The organism is Aeromonas sp. s2 (assembly GCF_040907935.1).
In the GTDB taxonomy this organism is placed as follows: Bacteria; Pseudomonadota; Gammaproteobacteria; order Enterobacterales; family Aeromonadaceae; genus Aeromonas; species Aeromonas dhakensis.
In genome coordinates, this window is the sequence record NZ_JBFOCR010000023.1 from 39,289 (window position 1) to 51,567 (window position 12,279).

The 12,279-nt window shown below is 64.3% G+C and carries 9 protein-coding genes; 3 read left to right on the top strand and 6 right to left on the bottom strand.

Going from position 1 to position 12,279, the window contains the following annotated elements:
- Positions 1 to 38: 38 nt before the first annotated feature.
- The 6 genes from bacA to galE form a co-directional block, all read right to left on the bottom strand.
- Positions 39 to 854, bottom strand: coding sequence for an undecaprenyl-diphosphate phosphatase (gene bacA, locus AB5Y81_RS18400; protein WP_005306519.1), 816 nt, complete (start codon positions 852 to 854; stop codon positions 39 to 41).
- 191 nt (positions 855 to 1,045) lie between these two features.
- Positions 1,046 to 2,056, bottom strand: coding sequence for an aldo/keto reductase (locus AB5Y81_RS18405; protein WP_279485159.1), 1,011 nt, complete (start codon positions 2,054 to 2,056; stop codon positions 1,046 to 1,048).
- Between the two features lie 98 nt (positions 2,057 to 2,154).
- Positions 2,155 to 3,147, bottom strand: coding sequence for a galactose-1-epimerase (gene galM, locus AB5Y81_RS18410; protein ID WP_162518707.1), 993 nt, complete (start codon positions 3,145 to 3,147; stop codon positions 2,155 to 2,157).
- Between the two features lie 64 nt (positions 3,148 to 3,211).
- On the bottom strand, positions 3,212 to 4,360 hold the full coding sequence (galK, locus tag AB5Y81_RS18415) for a galactokinase (protein WP_268009835.1): 1,149 nt from the start codon (positions 4,358 to 4,360) through the stop codon (positions 3,212 to 3,214).
- Positions 4,357 to 5,403, bottom strand: coding sequence for a UDP-glucose--hexose-1-phosphate uridylyltransferase (locus tag AB5Y81_RS18420; protein ID WP_139398014.1), 1,047 nt, complete (start codon positions 5,401 to 5,403; stop codon positions 4,357 to 4,359). The genes galK and AB5Y81_RS18420 overlap by 4 nt, the downstream gene beginning before the upstream one ends.
- A 107-nt stretch (positions 5,404 to 5,510) precedes the next feature.
- A complete protein-coding gene (gene galE, locus AB5Y81_RS18425) occupies positions 5,511 to 6,524 on the bottom strand; it encodes a UDP-glucose 4-epimerase GalE (RefSeq protein ID WP_279485161.1) in 1,014 nt (337 codons plus the stop codon).
- A 205-nt stretch (positions 6,525 to 6,729) separates the two neighbouring features.
- On the opposite strand from galE, the gene AB5Y81_RS18430 reads away from it, so the two are divergent.
- From AB5Y81_RS18430 to mglB, 3 genes are all read left to right on the top strand, one after another.
- Positions 6,730 to 7,734: a substrate-binding domain-containing protein gene (locus AB5Y81_RS18430; protein WP_010635799.1), complete on the top strand. Its 1,005-nt coding sequence runs from the start codon at positions 6,730 to 6,732 to the stop codon at positions 7,732 to 7,734.
- Between the two features lie 218 nt (positions 7,735 to 7,952).
- Positions 7,953 to 11,030: a beta-galactosidase gene (locus AB5Y81_RS18435; protein WP_279485162.1), complete on the top strand. Its 3,078-nt coding sequence runs from the start codon at positions 7,953 to 7,955 to the stop codon at positions 11,028 to 11,030.
- A gap of 234 nt (positions 11,031 to 11,264) precedes the next feature.
- Complete coding sequence (gene mglB / locus AB5Y81_RS18440) at positions 11,265 to 12,251, top strand: galactose/glucose ABC transporter substrate-binding protein MglB (protein WP_005306494.1); 987 nt, start codon at positions 11,265 to 11,267, stop codon at positions 12,249 to 12,251.
- The last annotated feature ends 28 nt before the right edge of the window (positions 12,252 to 12,279 follow it).

Sequence of the window (12,279 nt, forward strand, 5' to 3'; positions counted from 1 at the left end):
GGGACCCTCGGGTCCCTTTTTGCATGGTGTCGCGGCTATCAGGCTACAAACACCAGGTAGACGGCGAAGGCCACCACGAAGCGGTAGATGGCGAACGGGATGAAGTCGAGGCGACGGATCAGCGCCAGGAAGGTTTTGATGGCGATCATGGCCACCACGAAGGCGGTGACGAACCCCACCGCGAACATGGGGAAGTCGGCCATGGAGAGGAAGTCGCGACTCTTGTAGAGATCCAGTCCGCTTGCCGCCACCATCATGGGCACCGCCAGGATGAAGGAGAACTCGGCCGCCGCCTGACGGCTGATCCCCATCAGCATGCCGCCGCTGATGGTGGCACCGGAGCGGGAGAAGCCAGGCCAGAGTGCCAGGCACTGGAACAGGCCGATGCCGAACGCCTGCTTGTAGCTGATGTCGTCCAGGGTTTCGGAGCGCACTGCGGGGCGGAACTTCTCGGCGATGATCAGCAGGATGCCGCCGGCCACCAGGGCGTACATCACGGTCTGCGGGCCGAACAGATGGGCCTTGATCCAGCTGTGGATGGCGAGGCCGATGACGACGGCGGGCAGCATGCCGAGGATGATGTGCACCAGCGAGAGGGTGGCGTGTCCCTGCGCCGGCTTCTGGCCGAAGTGGATGCCGATGAGGCCAAACAGGCGGCGCCAGAACACGGCGACCACCGCCAGGATGGAGCCCATCTGGATCACCACTTCGAAGGTGGCAGCCTTGGGGCCGTCGAAGCCAAGCAGGTGGCCGACGATGATCATGTGGCCGGTGGAGGAGACGGGGAGGAACTCGGTCAGGCCCTCCACTATGCCCAGCACGAAGGCGACAAACAGGGCGTAAGACTCTGTCATGTTTCAGATCTCTTGATTATTGGTCCGGTTGAAGTCGGCCCCGAGCCGAGCCGGGGCGACCAATGATGGAGGAAAATCGAGCGTGCAACCAGTGAATATTGTGTTGGCGTCAGGCCCCGCCGGCGGGATCGACGGCGAGGTTGTTGGTTTTCATTCGGACCTACATGGCGTTCGACGCTCAGCGGCTCCGATCAGGCGGGGCCCTGACCGGCCAGGATCCCCTCGATCTGCTGCAGCAGCGCCGCATCCAGCGGGGGCTGGGACTGGGCCTCCACCGCGCTGACAATCTGCTGCGGGTTGCTGGCACCGATCAGGGCGCAGCTCACCACAGAGTCGCGCAGGACCCACTGCAGCGCCAGTTGCGACAGCGGTTGGCCCCGCTGCTGCGCCAGTGCATGCAGGGCCCGGATGGTGGCCAGCTTGTTGGCGGTGATCTGCTCGGGCTTGAGAAAGGGGCTGGCACTGGCGGCGCGCGAATCTGCCGGAATGCCCGCCAGGTAGCGATCGCTCAGCAGTCCGCCCGCCAGCGGGGAGAAGGCGACCACCCCCATGCCGTGCTCGCGGCAGACCGGCAGGGTTTCAGCCTCGATGTCGCGCTGAAACAGGGAGTATTTGAGCTGATTGACCAGACAGGGGGTGCCCAGCTCCGCCAGCCGGGCGGCGGCCTGCGCGGCGAGCGGGGCCGGGTAGTTGGAGAGGCCGATGTAGAGCGCCTTGCCCTGACGCACCATCAGCGCCAGCGCCTGGCAGGTCTCCTCCAGCGGGGTGCGCGGATCCGGCCTGTGGTGATAGAAGATGTCCACATAGTCGAGACCGAGCCGGCGCAGGCTCTGGTGCAGGCTGGCAAACAAGTATTTGGCGCTGCCGCCGTCACCGTAAGGGCCATCCCACATGATGTATCCCGCCTTGCTGGCGATGATGAGCTCGTCCCGATAGGGGGCCAGGCTCCCCTTGAGCAGCTTGCCGAAGGTTTGCTCGGCCGACCCCGGCGGCGGCCCGTAGTTATTGGCCAGATCGAAGTGGGTGATACCCAGATCGAACGCCTGGTGCACCATGGCTTTCGCGGTGGCGGGATCGCTCTCGGCGCCGAAGTTGTGCCAGAGGCCGAGAGCTATGCCGGGCAGGCGCAGGCCGTGACGACCGGCGGGTCGATAGGGCTGGCGCTGGTAACGGTCGGGGGCGGCGAGGTAGTGATCATCCATAACGACTCCTTGCGTGGACTTGTTTGCGAGCAGAGGCGAGGGGTGACCCCGGTCCCTCTTCGCTCGGCATGTCTGGGTGGGAGAAGAGGGGGCCGGGGTCAGCTGGTGGCGATAAAGCGGTAACGGGTCTGGTGGCGATAGGTCTGCCCCGGCAGCAACCAGGGATCGCCCAGCTCGGGGCGGTTGGGGCTGTCCGGCAGCTGCTGGGCCTCCAGACAGAAACCGGCGTGATCCCGATGGAGCTGGCCATCGCGTGCCGGCGTATTGGCCAGCCAGTTGCCGCTGTAGAACTGCAGCGAAGGCTGGTTGGTGTAGACCTCCATCGCCAGCTGGCGATCCCCCGAGACCACCCGCGCCGCCCACTCGGCGCTCGGCCCGTTGAGTACAAAGGCGTGGTCATACCCCTTGGCCTGTTGCTGCTGGGGGTGGCTCAGCCAATCTTGTCCGATAAGGCGCTCGTGGCGCAGATCGAACGGCCCCTCCACCGGTGCGATCGCGAGCGGCAGGCCGCTTTGGTCGGTGGGCAGGAAACGGTCGGCGTTGAGGCGGATGAGGTGGCCGCGTACATCGCCGCCGTTCGGGTTGTCGTCGAGATTGAAGTAGGTGTGGCTGGTGAGGCTGACCGGGGTCGGTGCATCCGTGCTGGCGACGAAATCCACCACCAGATCGCACTGCTCCAGCCGGTACTCCAGTGTCACCCGCAGGTTGCCGGGAAAGCCCTGATCCCCCGCTCGGGAGAGCAGGGTCAGTCTGACCCGGTCCGCCTCCCGCTCCTTGATCTGCCAGTGCTGGCGATGAAACCCCGCCCGTCCGCCGTGCAGGCAGTGGGGGGGCTGGTTGGCATCCAGCGGCCAGCGCTGGCCGTCGCGCAGCAGCTCGGCGTTGCCGATGCGGTTGGCAAAGCGTCCCGCGACCGCCCCCAGCCACACCTGTTGAGCGGGGTAGGCCTCATCGGCGCAGCCCAGCAGCACTTCACGGCACCCACCCGCCACCGGCAGGGTGAGGGAGGTGAGGGTGGCCCCGAAGTCGAGGCCGCGCAGGCGCAGCCCCTCCTCGTTTTCCAGCTCGAACGGGATCATGGCGTCGCTCATAGTCTGCCTGCACCGGCGTTGCCGATCCGGCAGACATGGCCGTCGGCCTGCATCATCAACGGGCTCATAGTTTTCCCGCCCCCGCGCTGGCGCGGCAGACGTAGCTGTCGGCCTTGAGCCCGAAGCGGGCCGGGTACTCGGCATCGACCGCGGCGATCACCTCGGCCACCTTCTCTGGGCGCAGCAGAGCGACCACGCAGCCGCCGAAGCCGCCGCCGGTCATCCGCACGCCGCCCTCGGTGCCGATCCTGGCCTTGATGATCTCCACCAGACCGTCGATGGCGGGCACGGTAATTTCGAAGTCATCGCGCATTGCAGCGTGGGAGTCGGCCATCAGCTCGCCGAGGCGCACCAGATCCCCTTGCGCCAGCGCATCGGCGGCGGCCAGGGTGCGGCTGTTGTCGCCCACCACGTGACGGGCACGGCGGTAACAGACCTCATCCAGCCCGGCCTTGCCCGCTTCCAGCGCGGCCAGATCCAGATCGCGCAGCGCCTTGACTCCGTAGTGACGGGCGGCTGCTTCGCACTGCTGGCGGCGGGTGTTGTATTCGCTGTCTACCAGGCCGCGACGGACGTTGGAGTTGACGATCAGCACCGCCAGATCGGTGGGCATCGGGATGAGCCGGGTTTCCAGTGAGCGGCAGTCGAGCAGCAGAGCGTGATCCTGTTTGCCGCTGGCGGAGATCATCTGGTCCATGATGCCGCAGTTGCAGCCGACGAACTGGTTCTCCGCCTGCTGGCCGTTGAGGGCAATCTCGGCCTGCGTGATGGCGAGCCCCAGCGCCTCCTTGAAGGCCTGGCCGATGGCCACCTCCAGCGAGGCGGAAGAGGAGAGGCCGGCCCCCTGCGGCACGTTGCCGGAGACCACCAGATTGAGGCCGCGCAGGGGATAGCCGCGCTCCTGCAAGTACTTCACCACCCCGCGGATGTAGTCGCTCCAGCGCTGGTCGGCATGATGATTGATGGGTTGGCCGAGATCGAACAGGTCGCGCTGGTTGCCGTAGTCGGCGGCGACCACGTGCACCAGGCTGTCATCGCGCAGGCCGATGGCGACGCAGGTCTCGTAGTCGATGGCGCAGGGCAGCACGAAGCCGTCGTTGTAGTCGGTGTGCTCGCCGATGAGGTTGACGCGGCCGGGGGCCCGCACCAGCAGGTCGGGTTGTTGCTCAAACTGCTCGGCAAAGACGGCGCTGACGCGCTGGCTCGGGGTCATGGGGTCACCTCATTGGCTTTGTAATGAACGGGGGAAAGGGTACGCAGGCGCTCCGCGGCTTGCTCCGGGGTCAGGTCGCGCTGGGTCTCTGCCAGCATCTCGAAGCCCACCATGAATTTGCGCACCGTGGCGGAGCGCAGCAGGGGCGGATAGAAGTGGGCATGCAGTTGCCACGCCTCTGGGCAGTCGGAGCGGGGCGGCGCAAAGTGCCAGCCCATGGAGTAGGGAAAGCTGCACTCGAACAGGTTGTCGTAACGGCTGGTGAGCTCCTTGAGCGCGATGGCCAGATCCTGCTGCAGCTCGGGTGTGAGGTCGAGCAGAGAGGGGACATGGCGCTTGGGCAGCAGCAGGGTTTCGAACGGCCAGGCCGCCCAGAAGGGCACTACCGCCAGCCAGTGTTCGGTCTCCACCACGATGCGGGTGCGATCCTGCAGCTCCCGCTCCACGTAGTCGACCAGCAGCGGGCGGCCGTGCTCCGCCAGCCAGGCGCGCTGGTGCTGCTCTTCGCGGGCAATTTCATTGGGCAGGAAGTCGCTGCCCCACAGCTGACCGTGGGGATGCGGGTTGGAGCAGCCCATGACGGCGCCCTTGTTTTCAAACACCTGCACCCACTCCCACTGGGCCGACAGCTCGGTCACCTGTTCCATCCAGGTGGTGATCACCTGCTCGATGGCGGGCAGAGGCAGCTCGGGCAGAGTCTTGCCGTGATCCGGCGAGAAGCAGATGACCCGGCTGGTGCCGCGGGCGGCTTCCAGCTTGAGCAGGGGATCCTGCTCGCCACTGGCGGCCGGGGTGTCCTGCATCAGGGCGGCGAAGTCGTTGGTAAAGACGAAGGTGTCCCGATAGTCGGGATTCTGGTCGCCGGTGACGCGCTTGTTGCCGGCACAGAGGAAGCAGTCGGGGTCATGGGCCTGGCTCGGCGCCTGGCTCACCTTCTCGATCTGGCCCTGCCAGGGGCGCTTGGCCCTGTGAGGGGAGACCAGCACGTATTGGCCGCTCAGCGGGTTGAAACGACGGTGGGGGTGATCAACCGGGTTGAACATCATCACTCCTCAAGCTCAATAAAAGAAAATGCGGGCGGGGATGAGGGCGAGTGCGCCTCTCATCTGTGGCCCCTCTCTCACAACGGGAGAAGGGGGCAAAACGGACATCACGCCTCGTACCCCTGCGGGTTGGCGGATTGCCAGCGCCAGCTGTCGGCACACATGGCGGCCAGATCCCGCCGGGTACGCCAGCCCAGCTCGCGCTCGGCCCTGGCGGGATCGGCCCAGCATTCGGCGATGTCGCCCGGGCGTCTTGGCTCGATGCGGTAGGGCAAGGGGCGACCGCTGGCCGCCTCGAACGCCGCCACCATCTGCAGCACGCTCTGGCCCTTGCCCGTACCCAGGTTGTAGACGTGCACGCCGCCCTTGCTGGCGCAGTGCTGCAACGCCTTGACGTGCCCTTCGGCAAGATCCATCACGTGGATGTAGTCGCGCACGCCGGTGCCGTCGACGGTGGGGTAATCGTTACCAAAGACGGAGAGGCGGTCGCGCCGGCCGATGGCGACCTGGGTCAAAAACGGCATGAGGTTGTTGGGGATCCCCTGGGGATCCTCCCCCATGGTGCCCGACTCGTGGGCGCCGACCGGGTTGAAGTAGCGCAGCAGGGTCATGCTCCAGTGCGGCTCGGCCCGCTGCAGATCCTCGAGGATCTCTTCGATGATCAGCTTGGAGCGGCCGTAGGGATTGGTGGCGCTGCGCGGGAAATCTTCCCGGATGGGCGTGCTGGCCGGGTCGCCATAGACGGTAGCCGACGAGCTGAACACCAGGTTGTGGACGCCGGCCCGCTTCATCGCCTGCAGCAATACCAGGGTGCCGCTCAGGTTGTTCTCGTAGTAGTCGAGGGGGATGCGGGTGGACTCGCCGACCGCCTTGAGGGCGGCGAAGTGGATCACTGCGTCGATCCGTTGCTCGCTGAAGATGCGATCCAGCAGGAGCGGGTCACGGATGTCCCCCCGATAGAAGCGGGGCTCGCGCCCGCTGATGGCGGCGATGCGGGCCAGCACGCTGGCCTTGCTGTTGCAGAGGTTGTCAACCACCACGGGCTCCATGCCGGCCGCCTGCAGTGCCAGGCAGGTGTGGCTGCCGATGTAACCACAGCCGCCGGTGACCAGTACTTTCATCCTCATCTCCACGCTCAAAAAAAGCCTGTGAAGGAGTCTAGCCGAGGGGCTGGCGGGCAAACTGTGAACTGGCTAACAAATATGTGTAAACGATTACACTTGTTTTGGTGGTCATCATTTCAGCAATATGGTTTTTCCCCCTGTTATCAGTGACATTGCTCGGTATAATGGCCTCGTCCCGAACCGTGAAATAAGTGAAAACAACATGAGTACCATCAAGGATGTCGCCCGTTTGGCCAACGTATCGGTGGCAACGGTTTCACGGGTGATGAACAACTCACCCAAGGCCAGTGCCGCCTCCCGCGAGGTGGTGTTGAAAGCCATGGCCGAACTGGGCTACACCCCCAATGCCAACGCACGGGCGCTGGTCAGCCAGACCTGCGACACCATGGGCGTGCTGGTGGGCGACGTGGCGGATCCCTTCTTCGGCGCCCTGGTCAAGGGGGTCGCCGCGGTGGCGGTGGAACAGGGGCTGCACCTGCTGATGGGTAATGGTTTTCACACGGCTCGGCAGGAGCGCGAATCCATCGAGCTGCTGATCGGCAAGCGGTGCGAGGCACTGGTGGTGCACAGCAAGGCGCTGAGCGACGAGGAGCTGATCGACTATGCGCTGCGGGTGCCCGGCATGGTGTTGATCAACCGCGACATCCCGGCACTCAAGGGGCGCTGCATCGCCCTCAACAACCGGCAGGGGGCCGCCACGGCGACCCGGCATCTGCTGGAGCTGGGCCACCGTCACATCGCCTTCCTGAGCTCCGATCACGCCATCGAGGATGCCATCCTGCGGCTGCAGGGCTATCAGGATGCGCTGGCCGAGGCGGGCGTGCGCGCCGACCCCGAGCTGGTGGAGAGCGGCATGCCCAACGAGGAGGGCGGCGAGCGGGCCATGCTCAACCTGCTGGCCAAGGGGCTGCCCATCACGGCCGTGGTGGCCTACAACGATGCCATGGCGGCGGGGGCCATCTCGGTGCTGGCGGACAACGGCCTCAAGGTGCCGGAGGAGGTCTCTGTGGTGGGCTTCGATGACATCATCTATGCCAGATACCTGAGACCCAAGCTCTCCACCATGCGCTATCCCATCGAACTGATGGCAGCCCAGGCGGCCAAGCTGGCCCTGCAGCTGGCAGCGGGCGAAAGCGAGGTGGTACAGAGCCGCATTTACACCCCGACCCTGATCAACCGCCACTCGGTGGCGCCCGTTCGAAGCTGATCCCTTTCATTTACCTCCGTTTATCGCTCCGGATCGTCGTTTTTGAGGCACTCGCTCCGGAGCCTTGGTCTTTTACCTGCATTTAGCGCATTTTTACCCTGTTTTACTTAACAAATTCAGTGTAATCGTTTACATCTGTGTGAGCGGGATCGCCGATCACCGGGCAAATCTCCCCTACACTGCATACGTTTTCGGCGTTCATGCAGGGAGAGAGACGAATGCTCAGGGAGATAGTGGCCCGTCAGGACTGGCAGACCCAGGCGATTACCGCAGTGAATCGGTTGCCCGCCCATACCCCCTTGTTCAGCTGGCGCAGTGAAGCAGCTGCGCGGGATGATCTCGCCTCGCCTTCGCGCACCCTGCTGGATGGGGAGTGGCGTTTCTCCTTCTTCGCGGCGCCCGAGTTGGTGCCGGAGCAGTGGCTGGCACAGGATCTGGCCGATGCCTGTCCCATCCAGGTGCCGGGCAACTGGCAGCTGGCTGCGGCCTACCCAGGGTTGCGGCCTGCGACGGATGTACCCATCTACACCAACATCAAGTATCCCTTTCCGTGCGATCCACCGCGGGTGCCGGCCGAGAATCCCACCGGCTGCTATTCCCGCGAGTTCAATGTGCCAGCCGACTGGCTTGCCAGCGGTCAGACCCGGATCATCTTCGACGGGGTGGATAGCGCTTTTCACCTCTTCTGCAACGGTCGCTGGGTCGGTTACTCCCAGGACAGCCGGCTGCCTGCCGAATTTGACCTGACCTCTTTCCTCTGCCGTGGTGACAACCGGCTGGCAGTGCTGGTGCTGCACTGGTCCGACGGCTCCTATCTGGAAGATCAGGACATGTGGCGCATGAGCGGCATCTTCCGCTCCGTCAGCCTGCTGCACAAACCGGCTCGTCATCTGATGGATATACGGGTAACGCCCGAGCTCGACGCCTGCTACCGGGATGCCCGCCTCAAGATCGCATTGCAGGTAGCCAATGGGACCGGCCTGTCGGTGGAGCTCAACCTCTATGACGGCGGCGAGCGGGTGGCGACCCTGTGCCAGCCGATCGGCACGCAAGCCATTGACGAGAAAGGGGAGTATGACGATCGTGCCGAGGGCTGGCTCGAGGTGGCGACCCCGCGCAAGTGGAGCGCAGAGACCCCCCACCTCTATCGCCTCACCCTGACCCTGCTGGACGAGCGGGGGGAGCCCATCGAGAGCGAAGCCTGTGACGTGGGCTTTCGGGCGGTGGAGATCCGTGGCGGTCTGCTGCGGGTCAACGGCCAGCCGCTGCTGATCCGTGGCGCCAACCGGCACGAGCATCACCCCGCAACGGGGCACGTGGTGACGCCCGCCGCTATCGAGCAGGATCTGCTGTTGATGAAGCAGCACAACTTCAACGCGGTGCGCTGTTCCCACTACCCCAATCACCCCGAGCTTTATCGGCTGTGCGACCGGCTCGGCCTCTATGTGGTGGACGAGGCGAACCTGGAGACCCACGGGATGACCCCCATGGGGCGCTTGGCGCGGGATCCCGCCTGGAGCAATGCCTTCCTGGAGCGGGTGACCCGCATGGTGGCCCGCGACTTCAACCACCCCAGCATCATCATTTGGTCCCTTGGCAACGAGTCGGGTTACGGCCCGGCCCACGATGCCATGTATGGCTGGGTCAAGGGGGCGGATCCGAGCCGCCCGGTGCAATACGAAGGGGGTGGTGCCGATACGCCGGCCACCGACATCATCTGCCCCATGTATGCCCGCACCCATCAGGAGCAGCCCTTCCCGGCGGTGCCCAAGTGGGCGCTGGCCAAGTGGATCGGCCTGCCGGAGGAGACCCGCCCGTTGATCCTGTGTGAATACGCCCACGCCATGGGCAACAGCCTGGGGGGCTATGCCCACTACTGGCAGGCATTTCGCGATCACCCTCGGTTGCAGGGTGGCTTCGTCTGGGATTGGGTCGATCAGGGATTGGACAAGCTGACCGATGACGGCCGCCACTTCTGGGCCTATGGCGGTGATTTCGGCGATACCCCGAATGATCGCCAGTTCTGCTGCAACGGTCTGCTGTTCCCCGATCGCACGCCCCATCCGTCGCTGTTCGAGGCAAAACGGGCCCAACAGCCCTTCGTGCTGACCTTGCAACACCGCCAGCCGCTGACGGTCGAGATCCGCAGCGAATACCTGTTTCGCGAGACGGACAACGAGCGGCTGCAGTGGCGATTGTGCGAAGACGGCGTGGTGGTGAGCCAGGGTGAATGCCCACTCAACTTGGCACCGCAGGGCTGCGTGACGCTGACCCTGCTGGAGCAGTTGCCGGCCTTTGCGCCGGGGGCGCTCGCCTGGCTGGATCTCGCCATCGTGCAGCCCGCCGCCACGCCCTGGTCAGCGGCCGGTCACGAGGTGGCGCGCCAGCAATGCATGCTGCCTGCACCGCTTGCACTGCCCGCTACCCGCACGCCGGCCACCTTCATCGAGCTGGCGGATGGCTGGCAGATCCGGGCGGCCAACAGCGAGTGGCGGCTGGACAAGACCAGCGGCCGCATCTACAGCTGGCACAAGCTGGGGCGCGAGCAGCTGAAGGAGGCCATCGCCGATCACTTCTATCGGGCGCCGCTCGACAACGACATCGGCACCAGCGAGGCGGACCACGCCGATCCCAACGCCTGGATTGCCCGCTGGCAGGCGGCCGGGCTCAATGAGTTGCAGCATCGCTGCCTCGAGCTGGTAGTGAGCCCTGACCAAGGGACTGTGACGGTGCGTCACGGCTACTTCGTCGGCGAGGCGCTCAAGCTGCTGACCCTCTGGCGTCACGCCTTCGATCAGGATGGTGCCATGCACCTCGCCATCGAGGTGGAGGTGGCAGCCGAGATGCCCTCTCTGCCGCGCATCGGCGCCCGGCTCTGGCTGGCCGACGAGGTGCTGGCGGCAGGGGAGGAGGTGAGCTGGCTGGGGCGCGGTTCGCACGAGAACTATCCGGATCGCCTGCTGGCTGCCGACCTCGGTCGCTGGCAGTCGTCGCTCGATGCGCTGCACACCGCGTATGTGTTCCCGACCGACAACGGGCTGCGCTGTGACACCCGTCTGCTGCGATTCGGCTCCATCGAGGTCGAGGGACTGTTTCATTTCAGCCTGAGCCGTTTCAGCCAGCAGCAGCTGGCCCAGGCTCGCCACCAGACCGACCTGGTGGCCGCAGGCGGGCTCCATCTCTGTCTGGATGGTTTTCATATGGGGATTGGGGGGGATGACTCCTGGAGCCAGAGTGTACGACCGGAATATTGGCTGCAACCAGGCAGCTACTATTGGAACTGTGTTCTACGCTGAACCTGAGCGATTGCTTAACAAGAAAGAGCTCCGTTCAGAGCCGAAACGTTACCGGTTAAGTATAACTATATGATTTTTAATTGATTTATTGCTATGTAACAGAGTGTAAACGTTTTCATTTTGTTGTCATGATCACAGAACGACATACAACAAACTGATTACATTAGGCTGGCGCCAGTTCACTTGGTGTACAGCATTCCCTACAAAAACAGATAGAGAGATCGGAGCATAACAATGAAAAAGATCACGACCATTGCCGCCGTACTGATGAGCCTGATGGCAGGAGCCACCGCCCATGCCGAAACCCGCATCGGGGTGACCGTCTACAAGTACGACGACAACTTCATGGCGGTAGTGCGCAAGGCAATCGAGAAGGAAGCGGCGGCCAACCCGGGGGTGGAGCTGCTGATGAACGACTCCCAGAATGACCAGTCCAAGCAGAACGACCAGGTCGACGTGCTGCTGGCCAAGGGGGTGAAGGCGCTGGCCATCAACCTGGTTGACCCGGCAGCGGCCCCGGTCGTGATCGAGAAAGCCCGTGGCGAGGACGTGCCCGTGGTGTTCTACAACAAGGAGCCCAATGCCGCCGATCTGGCCAGCTACGACAAGGCCTACTACGTGGGTACCGATTCCAAGGAGTCTGGCATCATTCAGGGTCAGCTGATCGCCAAGCACTGGAAGGCCAACCCGGCCTGGGATCTGAACAAGGACGGCGTCATCCAGTACGTGCTGCTCAAGGGCGAGCCGGGTCACCCGGATGCCGAAGCCCGTACCACCTACGTCATCAAGACCCTGAACGATGGCGGCATCAAGACCGAGCAGCTGCACATGGATACCGGTATGTGGGATACCGCCATGGCCAAGGACAAGATGGACGCCTGGATCTCCGGCCCGAACGCCAACAAGATCGAAGTGGTCATCGCCAACAACGACGGCATGGCGATGGGGGCCGTGGAGTCCCTGAAGGCCCAGGGCAAGACCGCCATCCCGGTGTTCGGCGTGGATGCTCTGCCTGAAGCGCTGGCGCTGGTCAAAAGCGGTGCCATGGCCGGTACCGTGCTGAACGATGCCGCCAACCAGGCCAAGGCGACCTACGAGCTGACCAAGAACCTGGCTGAAGGCAAACCGGCCGGTGAAGGCACCAGCTGGAACATCGTCAACAAGGTCGTGCGTGTTCCCTACGTTGGCGTAGACGCAGACAACCTGTCCAAATTCGAATAATTCCCTCCTCCAGGGCAAGGGAGATCCC